Here is a 16,520-nt window from a genome sequence, read left to right as displayed (position 1 = left end):
CACGGTCCCCTGCGAGGCCGCGCGGGACGTCGCGCTCAGCAGGCGGCCACGTTGACCGCAAGGCCGCCGAGGGAGGTTTCCTTGTACTTGGCCTGCATGTCGTGGCCGGTCTGGCGCATCGTCTCGATGACCTGATCGAGGCTGACGAAATGCACCCCGTCGCCGTGGAGGGCGAGGGATGCGGCCGCCACCGCCTTGTTGGCGCCGAAGGCGTTGCGCTCGATGCAGGGGATCTGGACGAGCCCGCCGATCGGGTCGCAGGTCATGCCCAGATGGTGCTCCATGGCGATCTCGGCGGCGTTGGCGACCTGCCGCGCGTCGCCCCCGAGGACGGACGCGAGCCCGGCGGCCGCCATGGCGGCCGCGGAGCCGACCTCCCCCTGGCAGCCGACCTCGGCGCCCGAGATCGAGGCCCGGCGCTTGATCAGGCCGCCGATCGCCGCGGCGGCGAGGAGGTAATCGCGGCCGCGCGCCTCGCTCCAGCCGGGATAGAAGTCGACGATGTAGCGCAGCACCGCCGGCACGATCCCGGCCGCGCCGTTGGTCGGCGCCGTGACGATCCGGCCGCCGGACGCGTTCTCCTCGTTCACCGCCAGGGCGAACAGGCTGATCCAGTCCATGATCTCGTGGGCCGGCCGGCTGTTCGTGAGGCGGGTCGCCTCGAGGGTCTCGTGCAGGCGCTTCGCGCGCCGCCGGACCCTGAGGCCGCCGGGCAGCTCGCCGTCCATGCGCAGGCCACGACTGATGCAGGCCAGCATGGCGTCGCGGACGGCGTCGAGCCCGGCCTCGATCTCCGCCTCGGTGCGCAGGGCACGCTCGTTGGCCATCTGGACCTGCGGGATGGTGAGGCCGGTCTCGGCGCAGATCTGCAGCAGGTCGGCACCGCTCTCGAACGGGTGGGGCACCGCGACGGCGCCGGGGCCGCCGGTCTCCCCCGCCCCCTCCTCCTCGACGAAGCCGCCGCCGACCGAGTAGCAGACCACCTCGTCCAGCACGGCGCCGTCGGCGTCATGGGCGCGGAAGCGCATGCCGTTCGTGTGGCGGGGCAGCACCTCGGTGAAGTTGAAGACCAGGTCCTTCGTCGGGTCGAAGGCGACGCTCGGCAGGCCGATGGCGCCGGTCTCGGCCAGGTCCCGCGTGTAGCCCGCCACGGCGTCCGGATCGACGGTCGCGGGCTCGTGGCCGAGCAGGCCGAGGAAGATCGCCACGTCGGTGCCGTGGCCGCGCCCGGTCCAGGCGAGGGAGCCGAAGATCTCCGCGGACACCCGCGCGACGCCGGACCGGCCGGCGATGCGGTCGCGGAAGCGGCGCGCGGCCACCATGGGCCCGATCGTGTGGGAACTCGACGGGCCGATCCCGATCTTGAACAGATCGAAGGCGCTGATCATCGCGCGGCGGCTCTCTCCAGCGGGCCGGCCCCGAAGGCGGCTTCCTTCAGCAAGCCATACACGTAGGTCGCGAAGGACCGCCAGCACGCAACCCGGTATATCGGGACCGGGCCGGGGCGACGGATCAGCACGATCTCGGCCTTGGCGAGGAGCGTGCGGGTGGCGCTGCCCGCCGGGAAGGCGGCGTCGCCGAGGTCGAGGGGGCATCCGGCGTTGAGGGCGATCGCGGCCGCGTCCCCGCGGACGTCGATTTCGACGTTGCGGTGCGACACGTCCACGAGGGCGTGCGCCCGGCCGGCGAGGTCGGCGGTCGCGGCGGCGGCCAGGATGTCGGCATCGGTCTCGGGCGCGCCGATCCGCCACTCGTCGGGGCCGAGGCGGGCGATCCACCGGGTCTCGTCGCCCGACAGGGTGTTGATCGGGCGGTCGAGGGGGAAACCGGCCGCCAACCCGAGGGAACCGCGCAGGCGCAGGGAGAAGCGCGCCTCGGCCGCGGCCGGCCGGATCAGGAGGCCGGCGCCGACCGGCGCGGGCGCTTCGGTGCGGCCGAGCGGGAGCGCCCGGGCGGTGCGGTAGCGTGCCTCAAGCATGGATGCGCTCCCCCTTGGGATCGAAGGACACCGGCTCGGCCACGGTGGCGGTGGTGAAGCCGTCCGGGGTCGTGACGTGGAGGGTCTGGCCAAGCAGGTCGCGCCCGCCCGCCACGAGGGCCAGCGCGATGGAGCGCTCGCAATTCGTGCTCCAGTAGCTTGAGGTGACGTGGCCGAGCATCCGCATCGGGATCGGCTGGTTCGGGTCGGCGACGACCTGGGCGCCCTCGTCGAGGACGCATCGCGGGTCGTCGGTGACGAGCCCGATCAGCTGCTTGCGGCCGGAGGCGACCCCGTCGGGCCGGGCGAGCGAGCGCTTGCCGACGAAATCCGTCTTCGCCTTGGCGATCATGCCGGCCAGCCCGACAGCATCCGGGGTGACGGTCCCGTCCGTCTCCTGACCGACGATGATGTAGCCCTTCTCGGCCCGGAAGACGTGCATCATCTCGGTCCCGGGTCGCGAGGCCCTCGCGCAGCTCCAGCCGAAGATCTAGCTCACGACCGCTAAGGTAATACGACCCATGTGGTTACGATCTCTGCGATCTATTGCATTTTACAGTCGTCGATTATTACCCTGAGCTGAGCGAGCCTTATATCAATGACAATGAAAAGCTACCGGCGGGCCCCTCACGGGCTTGCCTTTCTGCGACGCTTTCTGGCGGGAAGACGACACGTCCGGAATTTTACCGTCATGAATTCACAATGCACTGCAGCATTGGTACCGATTTAGACAGCGATGAGAACATATTGTGCAGGAACGGCCGCGTTCCTTTGCAGGCCCATCGTTCGCGGCGCCGCCGCTTGTTCTTACGCTCCCGCGATCATCGACTCGGTCACGCCGACGGCACGGTTCGCGCCCGGGCACGACGTCGCCGGATCGACGGCGATCCGAGAGGCTGACGATCGTTCTGCCGTAACGGTGAGCGGCACATCTGCGTCGAGGCCGAGTCCCGTTCCCGCGCGTCCGCACCGGATGCCCCAGTCCGCCTGACTCGGCGGCCCCGATGGGCTACGAGGCGTCCGGCCGAAGCAATGGACGCGTGAATGCGGTTAGAGATCGAGCGGAAGTTCCTCGTGGCAGGCGCGGGCTGGCGCGACGCGGCCACATCCATTCGGCACCTGAAGGACGGCTTGGTCGGTCATTTCGCGCGCGGGAAGGTCCGGGTGCGGCTCGACGGCGAGCGTGCCTGGCTGACGGTCAAGGGCGCGCGCGAAGGCATCGCCCGCGCGGAGTTCGAGTACGAGATCCCGCATGCCGACGGCGCCGCCATGGTCGATCAGGTGTGCACCGGCAACGTGATCGAGAAGATCCGCTACTGCGTGCCGCACGACGGACTGACCTGGGAGGTCGACGTCTTCCAGGGTTCGCTGGCCGGGATGGTCCTGGCCGAGGTCGAGCTCGCGCGGGCCGATCAGTCCTTCAGCAAGCCCGCTTGGCTCGGCGAGGAGGTGACCGGCGACCTGCGGTTCCGCCAGTCCACACTGCTCCATCTCTGCTGCGAGGCCGGCCGGCCGATCACGATGGACGACGTGCTGCGGCTGCCGGTGGCCGCTTAGCGACGCGGCCGCGCTCAGCCCGTGCTGCGCAGGGCGCGGTCGAACAAGGCGCCCATCGCCGCCAAGCCGCGCTCCGCGGCCGCGCGATCGTGGACGGGGAAGTCCGGCATCATCCAGCCGTGCGCGGCGGGATAGGTCTCCGCCGCATACCGGACACCGGCTCGCGAAAGCGCCGTCTCCAGCCGCTCGGCCATCGCGGACGGGTAGCTTCCGTCGTTCTCGGCGGCCGCGATATACACCTCGGCCCTCAGCGCGGGCGCCAGATGATGCGGGCTCGCGGGTTCCTCGGTCGCGAGATTGCCGCCGTGGAAGCTGGCGACGGCGGCGAACCGGTCCGGATACGTGCCGGCCGCCGTGATAGCCATGCGGCCGCCCATGCAGAAGCCTACCGCCCCAACCGCACGCCCCGCGACGTCGTCGCGCGTGTCGATATAGGCGAGGAGCGCCGCTGTATCGGTCGCGGCCTTGAGATTGTCCGTCGTCGCCATCAGCGGGCCGAGGATCGCTCGGAAATCGCCTTTGAACACGTCCGCGGGGACGAAGGGGCCATAGGGCCCGTAGCGGTAGAAGAGGTCCGGTAACAGAACGAGATAGCCGCCGGTCGCGAGCCGCCGCGCCATGTCGACGAGGGCCGGTCGGATACCGCCGGCATCCATGTACAGGATCACGGCCGGCCAGGGCCCCGCGCCGTCCGGCGCGACGACGTGCGTCCCGCATACGCCGTCCTCGGTCCGGATCGCGACGTGCTCGTTGACCATGCTCGGTTCCTCGACGGGGCGCCCACACGTTCTGCGCCCGCCTTCGGAAAATCGCCAGGCCGTCGACCGCACCCCACGTCTCGGGCCGCCGATCGCCAGGAGCGAGGAGAAGGCCCGTGACCTGATCCGGTCCGGTGGTGCTGCGGCGACGGTCCACGCCTGCGACCGTGCTATCCCGGTCGCTCCGCCGCGAAGCCAGCTGTCTGACGCGTTCCCGGCGCGGTCCGGCTTCGGTTTGTGGGCCGGACGGTATACGGGTCGCCACGGCGGCCCGCGCGGTGACGGCCCCGTCGCCCGCGCCGGTCTCCGGTCTCCGGTCTCCCGATTTCACGATCCGCGGGGGCGCCGGCCTCCTTCGAGAAGGCTGCTCATGGACCAAGCGAAACCCCGGCGCGACACGACGATCGCGCGGGCGGGTGCGGGGCGGACGGGCTACGTCACGGTCCGGGGCGCGCGGGAGCACAACCTGCGCGACATCGACGTGGAGATGCCGCGCGACGCGCTCGTCGTGTTCACGGGCGTCTCCGGATCCGGCAAGTCCTCGCTGGCCTTCGGCACCCTCTACGCGGAGGCGCAGCGCCGCTACTTCGAATCGGTCGCGCCCTACGCGCGGCGGATGATCGACCAGGTCGGCGTCCCCGACGTCGACGCGATCGAGGGCCTCCCGCCCGCTGTCGCGCTCCAGCAGCAGCGCGGCACCCCAAGCGCGCGTTCCTCGGTCGGCAGCGTCACGACCCTGTCGAGCCTCGTGCGCCTGATGTACTCGCGCGCCGGCACCTACCCGCCCGGCCAGCCGATGCTCTACGCCGAGGACTTCTCGCCCAACACGCCGCAGGGCGCCTGCCCATCCTGCGGCGGCCTCGGGCGGGTCTACCAGGCGACGGAAGCCTCGATGGTGCCGGACCCGTCCCTGACGATCCGCGAGCGGGCCGTCGCGGCCTGGCCGCAGGCCTGGGGCGGCCAGAACCTGCGGGACATCCTTGTCAGCCGGGGCGTCGACGTCGACACGCCCTGGAAAGCGCTGCCCCGGACGCTCCGGGACTGGATCCTGTTCACGGACGAGCAGCCGCAGGAGCCGGTCTATGCCGGCCTCACCCCGGAGCAGACGCGGCTCGCCCGCCGCCGCGGCCTGGAGCCGAGTTACATGGGCACCTTCACCAGCGCCCGCCGCCACGTGCTCGGCACCTTCACCAACTCGCAGAGCGCGCTGATGCGCCGCCGCGCCGCGCGCTACCTCGTGAGCGAGGATTGCCCGGCCTGCCACGGCAAGCGGCTGAAGCCCGAGGCGCTCTCGGTCACGTTCGCCGGGCTGGATATCGGCGCGCTCTCACGCATGCCGCTCTCGGCGCTCGCCGAGGCCCTGAGGCCGGCGGCCGAGGACCGGCAGCCCGAGGCCGACGCCGCACCCGCCACCCTCGACCGCGCGGTGGGCCGGAAGGACCGCGCCGAGCGTGCCGCGTCCGGTGGCTCGGCCCATGCGGGCGCGCCGGACGTGCGCGTCACGCCGAACCTGTCGATCGAGAAGCGCCTCGCCGCCCAGCGCCTGGCCTCGGACCTCATCGCGCGCATCGGGACGCTCGCGGATCTGGGCCTGGGCTACCTCTCGCTGGACCGTGTCACCACGACCCTGTCGTCGGGTGAGCTGCAGCGCCTCCGCCTCGCGACCCAGCTGCGCTCACAGCTGTTCGGCGTCGTCTACGTGCTCGACGAGCCCACGGCCGGTCTGCACCCCGCCGACGGGGACGCCATGCACGACGCGCTGGCCGAGCTGCGCGCCGCGGGCAATTCGCTCTTCGTCGTCGAGCACGACATCGGCACCATGCGCCGCGCCGACTGGCTGGTCGACGTCGGGCCGGAAGCGGGCGAGAACGGCGGCACGATCCTCTACAGCGGGCCGCCGGAGGGCCTGCGTGACGTCGCGGCGTCCCGGACGCGGCTCTACCTGTTCGGGCTGGTGGAGGCGCCCCCGCGGCCGTCGCGGGAGCCCGCGGGGTGGCTGCGCCTCGAAGGCATCGTTCGCAACAACCTGAAGGGCGTCTCGGTCCCCTTCCCGATCGGGTGTCTCACCGCCGTGACCGGCGTCTCGGGCTCCGGGAAGTCGAGCTTGGTCAGTCAGGCCCTGCTCGAGCTGGTCGGCGAGCGTCTCGGCCGGCCGGTGAAGACCGAGGACGAGCCGGACGATCCCCTGGACGAGGTGCCGGGCCCGTCGGAGGGCCGCATCGCCGGCGGCATGGACGGGATCGGGCGCCTGGTGCAGGTCGACCAGAAGCCCATCGGGCGCACGCCGCGCTCGAACCTCGCCACCTACACAGGACTGTTCGACGCCGTCCGCAAGCTGTTCGCCGCGACCCCGGAGGCTCGGCGGCGCCGCTACGATGCGGGCCGCTTCTCCTTCAACGTGGCCAAGGGGCGCTGCCCGGCCTGCGAGGGCGAGGGCTTCGTCAGCGTCGAGCTGCTGTTCATGCCGAGCGTCTACGCCCCCTGCCCGACCTGCCACGGCACGCGCTACGCGCCGGAGACGCTGGCGGTGACGTGGAACGGGCTGAGCATCGCGGACGTGCTCGCGCTAACCGTCGACCGGGCCTGCGCGGCCTTCGCGGACGAGCCGTCCGTGCTGCGGCCGCTCACCGTGCTGCGCGATCTCGGCCTCGGCTACCTGCGGCTCGGCCAGCCGGCGACCGAACTCTCCGGTGGAGAGGCCCAGCGCATCAAGCTCGCCACCGAGCTGCAGCGCGGGCAACGCGGCGGCACGCTCTACGTCCTCGACGAGCCGACGACCGGCCTGCACCCGACCGACGTCGACCGCCTCATGGTCCAGCTCAACGGTCTGGTCGACGCGGGCAACACCGTCGTCATGGTCGAGCACGACATGCGCGTCGTCGCCCGGGCCGACCACGTGATCGACATGGGCCCCGGCGGCGGCGACCAGGGCGGCACCGTCGTGGCCGCCGGCCGGCCCGAGATCGTCGCCGCGGCCGCGGCCGGCCGCACGTCGCCCTATCTGCGCGAGGAACTCGCGACGGTCCGCACGCGGCCGCCGGGCTGAGGTCACCCACCGCGGCCGGCACAGGGCTCGGAGGACGAAGGCGTGCCGCGCGCACGCGTCACGCGCCGGGTTGCCGGCACTGGTCCGACGGTCTGACGGGTCGATCGTGTTCCGCGTCTTGCGCGCCGGAGAACGCGCTGCGGTGCAGTATCGATTAAAGTGAGGTCTGCGGGATCAGTACTGAGCTGCCGGAGTTTCAACCGTTACTGCTGAATTCTCCGGAGGATCGCCATGGGCCTCACCGCGTTCGCCGTGTTCGTCATTCCGTGGGTGCTGCTCGCGGTGTTCCTCACGCGGTCCCCTTCAACGCTTCGCCTGGGAACCGCTTCGGCGCCGTGGCGGTCCATCCCGACCCACAAGGAGATGGCCCGCGCCGACCGTCACGCGCTGCACCCGCATGGGCAGCGGGCGGGCGAGACGGACGGAGTCTCGGGCCGGGACCAGCGCGGTCGGACCGATCCGCCCGCGGGCGGTGCGCTGGGCACGAGCGTGGAGCCCACGGAGCCCGACGACAAGCTCAGCTAAGGGATCCACGCCGGGCATTCCGGCCGGACGTCGCCGGCCGATCCAGCGCCGTCGGCGTGCCGCGCGGCGGACGGTTGGTCAGGCCCTGACCCGTATGCGCCGCCGCGGACCCGACTTTCAGGGTGGCCCCCCCGTGCGGGCCACAGCGCCCCGCCGAGCCCGGAGAAGCGCCGGTCACGCGCCCACGGTCGCGTGCGGCCTGCAGTAGCTGTCGCGCACCGCGGGAATGTCGTCGTAGCCGTCGACGGTGCAGAAATACGTGCACACCAACCAAGCAGCCAGGGCGAGGCAGAGAACGCCGTTGTAGACCCACAGGCCGATCACGCGCCGGCTCGGCAGGTTCGGCAATCCAACGACGGAGCCCGGTACCCAGTCGACCGCGAACACGATCGTGCAGAAGGCCCCCAGCACGCCGGCCATCATCACGGCGAGAGCGGTGGACGTCATGTCCCCTCCCGATCCCGCTCTCCGCCGGACATGCAGGGCTTTACGCCGACGCGACCGGCGCGGGCACGACACCTTGGGGCGGACACGCGCAGCCGAACTCCTGTCACAGCTCCCTCCTGACCCTCCGATCCGTGCCACACCAGCTAACCGGGACGGCGCCCCCACGTCGAGATCGGAAAACGCGCCGCACCTTCGTAGGACGCGCCGAAGGCAAGAAAGGTTGGCGGAGCACGCTGCCGAGCGGTTCGGCCATGGTCCTCGAAGGCTCGGTGGGCGCGCTGGGGTTCGAACCTGGGACCCGCTGCGTAAGAGGACGACGCTCCGGGCGCCGAGACGCGCATGTTCTGCTTGCCGGCGTCGCCGACAGCTTGAGCGCGCTCTTGAAATCGATGGACCCGCCGATTGTCCAACGCGGGGCACCGCTGAAGACGCTCTGCCTGCTTGCCGGAAGTCGCCTCGCCGAACAGACCGCTGCCGCCGCGAACTCGCGGTCGGAAAAGATCGCCTCGTGGTGTTCGACGACCTCCCTGTCTTCGGCCTGCGCACCGGCGCGGGCGGCTCGCGGCAGCGGATCGTCCAGTACCGCAGCGCCATCGGTCAGACCAAACGGGACACCTTCGGCCGGGGCGTGCTGCTCTCGCCGACGAATGCCCGGCGAGCGGCGAGCGAGCGGTTGGTGCTGGCTTAGCTCGGGTAGGATCCGCACGACGAGGAGCATTTCGCCGAGGCGCGGGCCGTCGTGACGTTCGGATCGAAGACCGAGCAGCCACTTGGAAGCCGCTGCACAATGAGGCGCTTCTCTCTTTGACCCGGGTGACAGTCGCCAAGCCCCTCGGGGTGATCTCGAAGGCGAGCGGGCCTGACGCGGCGAATCGGGCGCGGGCCACGCTCTGGCCTTCTATGCGTAGCTGATCGGGAACGGCATGGCCGAGCCCAATTCGGAAATCGGCGCGATCGAGACATAGGAAGGAGAGGCGCCGCCCGCGCGCAGACTAAGCTCCCGACCCTGAGCCGACCTCAGCCCCGCCGGCATTCGTCGCGCGGGGCTTCGCCGAATCCATTCTGAGATATGTCGCACTGCGGACGGGCCACATCTGGATCGACCCCTGCGCTGGGGCGCAAGAGTGGCGTGCGAACCAACCTGTCGACTTGTTGATAACTATTCTTCCCAGCAGAGGGGCATGAAAGGCCATCAAATCAGTTTCCGTGCCAGATCAGTCTGACCTCCTGTCGCGGAGAGAGCACAACGGATCAAAAAGCGCTGTCTCGAGCCCGGCGATCACCGATTAGGCGACGCTGCATCCTCGACTCCGAGGGCCTACAGGCGTCACGCTGACGGCAAGCACCCGCCCGCGCAAGATTGCGGATGGCGGGTCGATACGGATGGTTGGGAACGCGGCGATGTCGGGCGGTCAGGGCGGGAGCGGCGCAGATCCGGTCAACGGCACCGGCGGTCAGCCCGGGGCGGACGAGGTGGCGAACGGCACCGGCGCGGCCGGTGGAAACGGCGGCGCTTCTGCCCAGGGGAGCGGCGGAGGTGCGGGCGGTGCCGCGGGCTCGGTCGGAGGCGCCGGCGGCAACGGGGGCGCGGCGGCTGGTGGAACTGTCACCAACACGTCGGGAACGGGTGGCGCCTACTCGACCAACACGGGCTCCAGCTTTTTCGGGGGGGCTGGCGGGGCTGGCCTCGCCGGTCCGAATCCCGGCGACGGCGGCGGTGGCGGCGGCGGCGGCAGCCACGGCCAGTACCTCTCCAACACGGGGAATGGCGTAGGCTTCACCTTTTCCCGGACCGGCGGCACCGGTGGAACGGGCGGTGCCGGCAACGGGACGGGCGGAGGTGGTGGCGGCGGCAGCGGTGGTTACGGCTTCGTGGAGCCCGGCCCCGGATCCTTCATCGCGAGCGCTCAGATCACCGGCGGGAACGGCGGTGCCGGCGGTGCCGCCGGCGGTCCCGGCGCTTCCGGCGGTGGCGGAGGTAACGGCGGCATCGGACTGTTCCTCTACGGGAGCACGGGCACGAACACCGGCCAGATCACGGGCGGAAACGGCGGACTGGGCGGAGCCGCGAACGGCGGGACGGCGGGCGTCGCGGGCCAGGGGGGAGCTGGTCTGTCCGGCGCGAACATCGCCATCACCAACACCGGCACGATCTCGGGCGGCTTCACCGGCGGCAGCACAACCGTCCGGGCCGTCGCTATCAACGTCACGGGTGGCACCAACAGCCTGACCCCCAGCACGGGAATGCTGAACGGCGGCCTCGGGATCGCCGGCGGCGCCACGACATTGCGCGTCCTCGGCAACGCTCCCAACAATCTCGGACCCGTAGCCAACGCCGGCACGTTCGACATCTCGGGGACGACGGCCGGTGCCTCGATCACCACGCTCTCGGGCACCGGCGGGACGACGCTCGGTGCGCAGGCCCTGACCATCACCAACGGTTCGACCAGCTACAGCGGCGCGATCTCCGGTACCGGCGGCGTGGCGGTCAACGGTGGCACGCAGACGCTGACAGGGGTCAGCACCTACTCCGGCGGCACCACGATCGGTTCGAACGGCGGCGCGGTGTCGAGCACCCTTCAGCTCGGCGGTCCGACCTCGGCCGGCACGGGGACGATCACCTTCGGCACGATGTCGGGCACGGCGACAGCGCGCCTCGGGCTCAACGTGGCCGCTCAGCCGATCAATGGTGGCACCTTCGCCAACACCATCTCCAATTTCGGTTCGGGCAACGAGATCGCGCTCGCCGGGCTGACCAACTCCAGCGTCAGCTACAACAGTGCGAACAGCTCGATCACCATCACCGGGACACGCTCCGGTGGCGGGCAGGTGAGCGAGAATTTCGTGCTGTCGGCCCCCCGCACGACCAGCTTCGCGGCGGTGTCGGACGGCCAGGGCGGCACGATCGTGCGCGCCGCTACAGCCCCGAACCCCACGAACCCCTCTCAGCCGGCCAACCCAGCCCCCTGCTACGTGACCGGGACGCGGATCCGTGTCCTGCGCGATCGGGTCATCTCGGACGTGCCGGTGGAGCAGCTCGCGGTGGGCGATCTCGCCATCACGGTTGCCGGTACGCCGCGCCCGATCCGTTGGATCGGCACCCGCGCGTACCGGGGATCGATGGTTCCCCCGGCCGAGCGCCCCGTCCGCATCCGGGCCGACGCACTGAGCGAGGGCGTGCCCGCCCGCGACCTGTTTGTTTCTCCAGATCACTGCCTGTGGCTGGACGGGCTGCTCGCGGCCGCGGGACATCTGGTCAACGGCTCGAGCATCACGCGTGGCGAGGCGGTGGCGGATCTGACCTACTGGCACGTCGAGTTGGACACCCACGACCTGCTGCTTGCGGAGAATGCTCCGGCGGAGAGCTTCCTGGCGGCGCCCGGCGTGCGCGGAGGCTTCGATGGCGTGCAGGCCCTCGACGTCGGCACCGGGCGCATGCCCTACGCTCCGCGCGCCGAACTCGGCCCCGACTTGGCCGCGCTGCGCGGGCGCTTAGCCCTCCGCGCTGTCTCGTTGGACGGTGCGGCAGAGCCGGGCCCGGTGCGAGCGTGGCTGGACCGATGCGTCGTGACGGGCGATGGCCTGCTGCACGTCGGGGGCTGGGCGCGCGACGAGGCGCATCCGGACACCCCGCTGTGCCTGGACGTGTTGGTGGACGGTGCCGTCGTCGCGTTCGCGGTGGCGGCCGAGTTCCGGTCGGACCTTGCTGCGGCCGGCTACGGCGACGGGCGATGCGGCTTCGACCTCGGTGTGCATGTACGCTTCGCTCCGCACGTGCATCATCGTGTCGAAGTGCGTCGCTCGGCCGATGGCCTCTTGATGTGCGCCAAGCGGATGGATGCGGCAGGGTCTTGGATTGCGCTGTTGGCCGCGTAGCGTCGATCGGGATATCCAGCGCCGACCCTCAGCCCCGCCGGCACCGCCGCGCGGGGCTTTTTCGGCGGCTTGCCCGCGACCGAGTGGATGTGGGCGAGGCGCATCGTGCGACGGTCACGATCGTGAACCAGTCCCCTCCATTTGCGCGCTCATCTTCGAAGTCGACCGTCAGAATTCAATGCTCGAAGCGTTGCGATGGCGTGGCGAACCGAAGCCCTCAGCCGTGAAGCGAGCTTCCGCGGACCTCGCTCGCCCGTCGAGGTTTGGCGGACGGAGAGCGCTTCAACGCTGCGATGAAGATTGCCGGCCGGTCTGCCTTGTCACCGCGCGCTCCACGGGATTGAGATCCTATGAGCCCGCAGTAGGCTAAGTCTTGGTGGGCGCACTAGGGTTCGAACCTAGGACCCGCTGATTAAGAGTCAGCTGCTCTACCAACTGAGCTATGCGCCCGATCGCTTCTGCGACCGCCCGGTGGCCACCAAGTCCGTCCGGGGTGGCGGGCTGATACCAACGCGGCCGGGGCCTGTCCACCCCCGGCCGCCGCTTTTTCTCATTCCGCCGCCGCATGCTGTGCATGCACGCGCACGGAATGGGCCGACAGCTTGTTCAGCGCCGACAGATACGCCTTCGCCGACGCCACGAGCGTGTCCGGATCGGCGCCGCGCGCGGTGACGCTGCGCTCGCCGTCCCGCAGCCGCACCGAGACCTCCGCCTGCGCGTCCGTCCCGCCGGTCACGGCATGGACCTGATAGAGCTCCAGCTGCGCCTGATGCGGGACCAGCGCCGAGATCGCGTTGAACACCGCGTCGACCGGCCCGTTGCCGTCCGCCTCCTCGATCCGCGTGCCGGTCTCGTCGGCGATCCGCAGCGTGGCGCGCTGCGGTCCGCGGGTGCCGGCGATGACCGACAGCGAGACCAGCCGGATGCGGTCGTGGGCCGTGGCGAGGTTCTCGTCGACCAGCGCCTCGATATCCTCGTCGTAGACGTGCTTCTTCCGGTCGGCCAAGGCCTTGAACCGGTCGAAGGCGTCCTGGAACTGGTTGTCCGACAGGTGCAGGCCGAGGTCCTCCAGCTTGGAGCGGAACGCCGCTCGGCCGGAGTGTTTGCCCATCACGAGGGAGGTCTTGGTCAGCCCCACGGAGGCCGGCGTCATGATCTCGTAGGTCTCGGCGTTCTTCAGCATGCCGTCCTGGTGAATGCCGCTCTCGTGCGCGAAGGCGTTGCGGCCGACGATTGCCTTGTTGAACTGCACAGGGAAGTTCGTGGCGTGGCTCACGAGCTTCGAGGCGCGGGTCAGCATGGTCGACTCGACGCCGGTCTCGTAGGGCAGCACGTCCGCGCGGGTGCGCAGCGCCATCACGATCTCCTCGAGCGCCGCGTTGCCGGCCCGCTCGCCGATGCCGTTGATCGTGCACTCGACCTGCCGGGCGCCACCCTCGATGCCCGCCAGGGAATTGGCGATCGCGAGGCCCAGATCGTTGTGGCAATGGACCGAGAACACGGCCCTGTCGGCATTCGGCACGCGCGCGCGGACGTTCGCGAACATGTCGCGGTACTCCGACGGCGTGGCGTAGCCGACTGTATCGGGGAGGTTGATGGTCGTGGCGCCGGCCTTGATCGCCGCCTCGACGCAGCGGCACAGGTAGTCGAGCGGCGTGCGGGTCGCGTCCATGGCCGACCACTCCACGTCCTCGACGAGGTCGCGGGCCTGGGCCACGGTCTTGAGGATGATCTCGACGACCTCGTCCTGGCTCTTGCGCATCTGGTGCGCGAGATGGATCGGCGAGGTCGACACGAAGGTGTGGATCCGCGCGCGCTTGGCGTGGCGCACGGCCTCGCCGGCCCGGGCGATGTCGGCGGGGATCGCGCGGGCGAGTCCGGCGATGGTCGCGCGCTTGGTCCTCCGGGCGATCTCCGAGACCGCTTCGAAATCGCCGTTCGACGCGATGGGGAACCCGGCCTCGATGATGTCGACGCCCATCGTGTCGAGCAACTCGGCGACCGCGAGCTTCTCGTCGAAGGTCATGGTGGCGCCGGGGCACTGCTCGCCGTCGCGGAGCGTCGTGTCGAAGATCAGGATCCGGTCGCGGGCGGAAGCGGTGCTGGTCGTAGTCATGGCATTACCCTGTCGCGGGCCGCCCGGCACGTGATGGCGCGGCGCGGCGTGGTGCCCTCGCGGGCGGATTCGCGAATGAAAGAACTCCCCTGAAGGCCCAGGCGCGCGCCCGGACGGCCCTCAGGGGCGGGTAAGCAGAAGCGGAAGAAGGAGCCCGGAGCGGCGCGCACGGGACCGAAGCGCCGTAGAGGCGGCGCGGGCGGTCTCGATCGCTGAGCCGGCTCTGGCCAAGGCTCGTCTCTCCTGTCGGCGACCCGCGCGGGACGTTCTCACGGCGCGGTGCCGCCCGTAGGTATCCCCGGATCGACCGGAACACAAGCGAGACCGGCGCGTTCGGAGGAGCGGACCGGGGCGGGCGCGGCCGGCGCCTCCGCGAGGATCGCCGCCGCGAGATCGTCGTAGAACAGCATCTGCCCGGCGGCCCAGACCTCGAACTCCGCCAGCAGCGTCGGGTCGAAGGCGGTCAGGTGGCCGCCGGCGATCCGGATCCATCCCGCGGTCTCGGCCTCGCCGAGCAGGTTGCCGACATGGGCCCGCGACACGTCCAGCCGCTCGGCGAGGCTGCGCAGGCTGAGCGACACCGCCGCCGGCGCGCCGGGCACCGTGGCGGCATAATGGGCTCCGACCAGGGCCGTGAGCAGCGGGTAGCCGCAGTCCCGTCCGGCGAAATGGAGCACCCGCGGGAACGCCGCGATGAGCGTGCCGTGCCGCAGCACGTGGGCGGCCGAAAGGCGCATTAGCTCCCCGAGCCGGTCGGGTCCGTCGAGCATCCCGGCGTGGCCCGGGTCGCGACGGGTCACCGCGTCCATGGCGGCGACGAACAGGCGCCCGCTCCGCGCGATCTCGGTCACCAGGGCCGGCGCCGCCTGCAGGCATTTCACGCGCCCGTCGCCCCGATCCGCCACCGCGGTGACGAATCGCCCGGCCTTCAGGGCCGACACGAAGCCGGCCGTCTGCCTCGGGCTCGATCCCACCATCGCCTGGAGGACCGTCAGGGTGGGACGCGGGCCCCCGTGATGGCGCCACGCGTAGTCGTTGTGGATCAGCATGAACGAGACCACGTAGCGCCCGATCTGATTGAGCAGCTTGTGGCTCGGCCAAACAATCTGCGCCGGTTCGATCATGCCCTGGCAGTAACCGGCGACCGCCGGGCGGAAATCGCGCTCGGATCGAAGCAAAGTGATCCGCGCCCGGAAATGATCGTCCAACATCCGCGCCCCGACTCAGCCGGATCCCGACCGAAGGGATGCCGCGCGCCCGGCCTTCGGTCCAGGATTTCATGCAAAGTTTGGACTCGGTGGTGAAGAACGCGCCGGGATACGACTCGCAGTGCTTGTCTCAGCGCTGCCGGAGCGAGCGGTCCGCCGGGCCTTGCCGGCGTCAGATGCGAAGGGGACCGTCCACCGTGTGCGATCTGCATCGACCCTCTCTCTCCCGGCGCGGCCTGCTGGCCGCGGCCGCGGTCGGTACCGTGATGGGGGCTTCCGCCGGGATCCGGCGGGCCGAGGCGGCCCCCGACGGCGCGCGATCGAACGCCATCACGCCCGAGGCGGCCCTCACGCGGCTGCGCGACGGCAACAGCCGCTACGTCGCCAACACATCGACGAACCGGGACTTCTCGGCCGGTCGCGCCGCGCGGGCCGCGGCGCAGTATCCGATCGCGTGTATCGTCGGCTGCGCCGATGCCCGGGTCGCCCCGGATTTCATCTTCGACCAGGGACCGGGCGATCTATTCGTCGTCCGCGTCGCCGGCAACTTCGTCACCACCGACGGTCTCGCCAGCCTCGAATACGGCGTGTCGGTCCTGGGCGCGCCGCTGATCCTCGTCCTCGGCCATTCCGATTGCGGGGCCGTGAAGGCGACGATCGACGTCATGAAGACCAACGCGACCCTTCCCGGTCATCTCCCCGTGCTGATCGACGCGATTCGCCCGGCGGTCGATCTGGCGGAGAAGGCGCGTGCGCAGGATCCCCTCGCCGAGGCCATCGCCCAGAATGTCCGGCACAGCGTCCGGCGCCTCGAGCAGGCCGGCCCCATCATCGCGGAGGCCGTCGCCGCCGAGCGGGTGAAGGTCGTGGGCGGCTTCTACGACATCGGCACGGGCCGGGTCGTGATCCTCTGACCGCGGTGCGCGATCCGCCCCGGCGTGCGGGCGGGCGCTGCGCCGAAGCTTGCCAATGACGGTGCAGCCTCGATAAAGCCCGCCGGCACGTCGAG

General features: G+C 70.7%; 12 protein-coding genes, 1 tRNA gene and 1 pseudogene. 6 read left to right on the top strand and 8 right to left on the bottom strand.

Annotated features, from left to right (window positions below):
• Positions 1 to 35: 35 nt before the first annotated feature.
• The 3 genes and pseudogenes from ACLBX8_RS07615 to ACLBX8_RS07605 form a co-directional block, all read right to left on the bottom strand.
• On the bottom strand, positions 36 to 1,388 hold the full coding sequence (locus tag ACLBX8_RS07615; RefSeq protein ID WP_447698626.1) for an L-serine ammonia-lyase: 1,353 nt from the start codon (positions 1,386 to 1,388) through the stop codon (positions 36 to 38).
• The gene (locus ACLBX8_RS07610; protein WP_447698627.1) at positions 1,385 to 1,978 is read right to left on the bottom strand and encodes a sarcosine oxidase subunit gamma; all 594 of its coding nucleotides are present in this window, start codon (positions 1,976 to 1,978) and stop codon (positions 1,385 to 1,387) included. Before ACLBX8_RS07610 ends, ACLBX8_RS07615 begins: the two co-directional genes overlap by 4 nt.
• Positions 1,971 to 2,432 (bottom strand): annotated as a pseudogene (locus tag ACLBX8_RS07605) (glycine cleavage T C-terminal barrel domain-containing protein); the annotation flags it as partial. The gene ACLBX8_RS07610 and the pseudogene ACLBX8_RS07605, both read right to left, overlap by 8 nt.
• A gap of 590 nt (positions 2,433 to 3,022) precedes the next feature.
• Here ACLBX8_RS07605 and ACLBX8_RS07600 point away from each other — a divergent pair.
• Complete coding sequence (locus ACLBX8_RS07600; protein WP_091677196.1) at positions 3,023 to 3,535, top strand: CYTH domain-containing protein; 513 nt, start codon at positions 3,023 to 3,025, stop codon at positions 3,533 to 3,535.
• A gap of 14 nt (positions 3,536 to 3,549) precedes the next feature.
• Here the strand turns inward: ACLBX8_RS07600 and ACLBX8_RS07595 are convergent, their stop codons facing one another.
• Entirely contained in the window at positions 3,550 to 4,365 is an 816-nt protein-coding gene (locus ACLBX8_RS07595) for a dienelactone hydrolase family protein (protein WP_447698628.1), read from the bottom strand.
• Between the two features lie 298 nt (positions 4,366 to 4,663).
• Here ACLBX8_RS07595 and ACLBX8_RS07590 point away from each other — a divergent pair, with 298 nt between their 5' ends.
• Together ACLBX8_RS07590 and ACLBX8_RS07585 are read left to right on the top strand one after the other, a co-directional pair.
• Positions 4,664 to 7,339: an excinuclease ABC subunit A gene (locus tag ACLBX8_RS07590; RefSeq protein ID WP_447698629.1), complete on the top strand. Its 2,676-nt coding sequence runs from the start codon at positions 4,664 to 4,666 to the stop codon at positions 7,337 to 7,339.
• 231 nt (positions 7,340 to 7,570) lie between these two features.
• Complete coding sequence (locus ACLBX8_RS07585) at positions 7,571 to 7,864, top strand: hypothetical protein (protein ID WP_056527929.1); 294 nt, start codon at positions 7,571 to 7,573, stop codon at positions 7,862 to 7,864.
• A gap of 174 nt (positions 7,865 to 8,038) precedes the next feature.
• On the opposite strand, the gene ACLBX8_RS07580 is transcribed toward ACLBX8_RS07585, so the two are convergent.
• Positions 8,039 to 8,311 carry a hypothetical protein gene (locus ACLBX8_RS07580; RefSeq protein WP_020092139.1) on the bottom strand — a complete coding sequence of 91 codons (273 nt, stop codon included), beginning with the start codon at positions 8,309 to 8,311 and terminating at the stop codon, positions 8,039 to 8,041.
• Positions 8,312 to 8,819: 508 nt separating this feature from the next.
• Here ACLBX8_RS07580 and ACLBX8_RS07575 point away from each other — a divergent pair.
• Together ACLBX8_RS07575 and ACLBX8_RS07570 are read left to right on the top strand one after the other, a co-directional pair.
• Positions 8,820 to 8,999 (top strand): hypothetical protein, encoded by a 180-nt coding sequence (locus tag ACLBX8_RS07575; protein ID WP_447698630.1) that lies wholly within the window; start codon positions 8,820 to 8,822, stop codon positions 8,997 to 8,999.
• A 713-nt stretch (positions 9,000 to 9,712) separates the two neighbouring features.
• A complete protein-coding gene (locus ACLBX8_RS07570) occupies positions 9,713 to 12,187 on the top strand; it encodes a Hint domain-containing protein (protein WP_447714840.1) in 2,475 nt (824 codons plus the stop codon).
• A 374-nt stretch (positions 12,188 to 12,561) separates the two neighbouring features.
• Here the strand turns inward: ACLBX8_RS07570 and ACLBX8_RS07565 are convergent.
• The 3 genes from ACLBX8_RS07565 to ACLBX8_RS07555 all read right to left on the bottom strand — a co-directional run bounded on the left by ACLBX8_RS07565 (position 12,562) and on the right by ACLBX8_RS07555 (position 15,427).
• Positions 12,562 to 12,637, bottom strand: a tRNA-Lys gene (locus ACLBX8_RS07565).
• 100 nt (positions 12,638 to 12,737) lie between these two features.
• Positions 12,738 to 14,303 (bottom strand): 2-isopropylmalate synthase, encoded by a 1,566-nt coding sequence (locus ACLBX8_RS07560; RefSeq protein ID WP_091676703.1) that lies wholly within the window; start codon positions 14,301 to 14,303, stop codon positions 12,738 to 12,740.
• A 269-nt stretch (positions 14,304 to 14,572) separates the two neighbouring features.
• Positions 14,573 to 15,427, bottom strand: coding sequence for a hypothetical protein (locus ACLBX8_RS07555; RefSeq protein ID WP_447714839.1), 855 nt, complete (start codon positions 15,425 to 15,427; stop codon positions 14,573 to 14,575).
• Between the two features lie 260 nt (positions 15,428 to 15,687).
• On the opposite strand from ACLBX8_RS07555, the gene ACLBX8_RS07550 reads away from it, so the two are divergent.
• Entirely contained in the window at positions 15,688 to 16,425 is a 738-nt protein-coding gene (locus ACLBX8_RS07550) for a carbonic anhydrase (RefSeq protein WP_447714838.1), read from the top strand.
• Positions 16,426 to 16,520: the final 95 nt, after the last annotated feature.

It is taken from the genome of Methylobacterium sp. D48H, assembly GCF_053345715.1.
The sequence above is the reverse complement of the archived record's forward strand: the minus strand, read 5'-3'. Positions and strand labels throughout refer to the sequence as shown.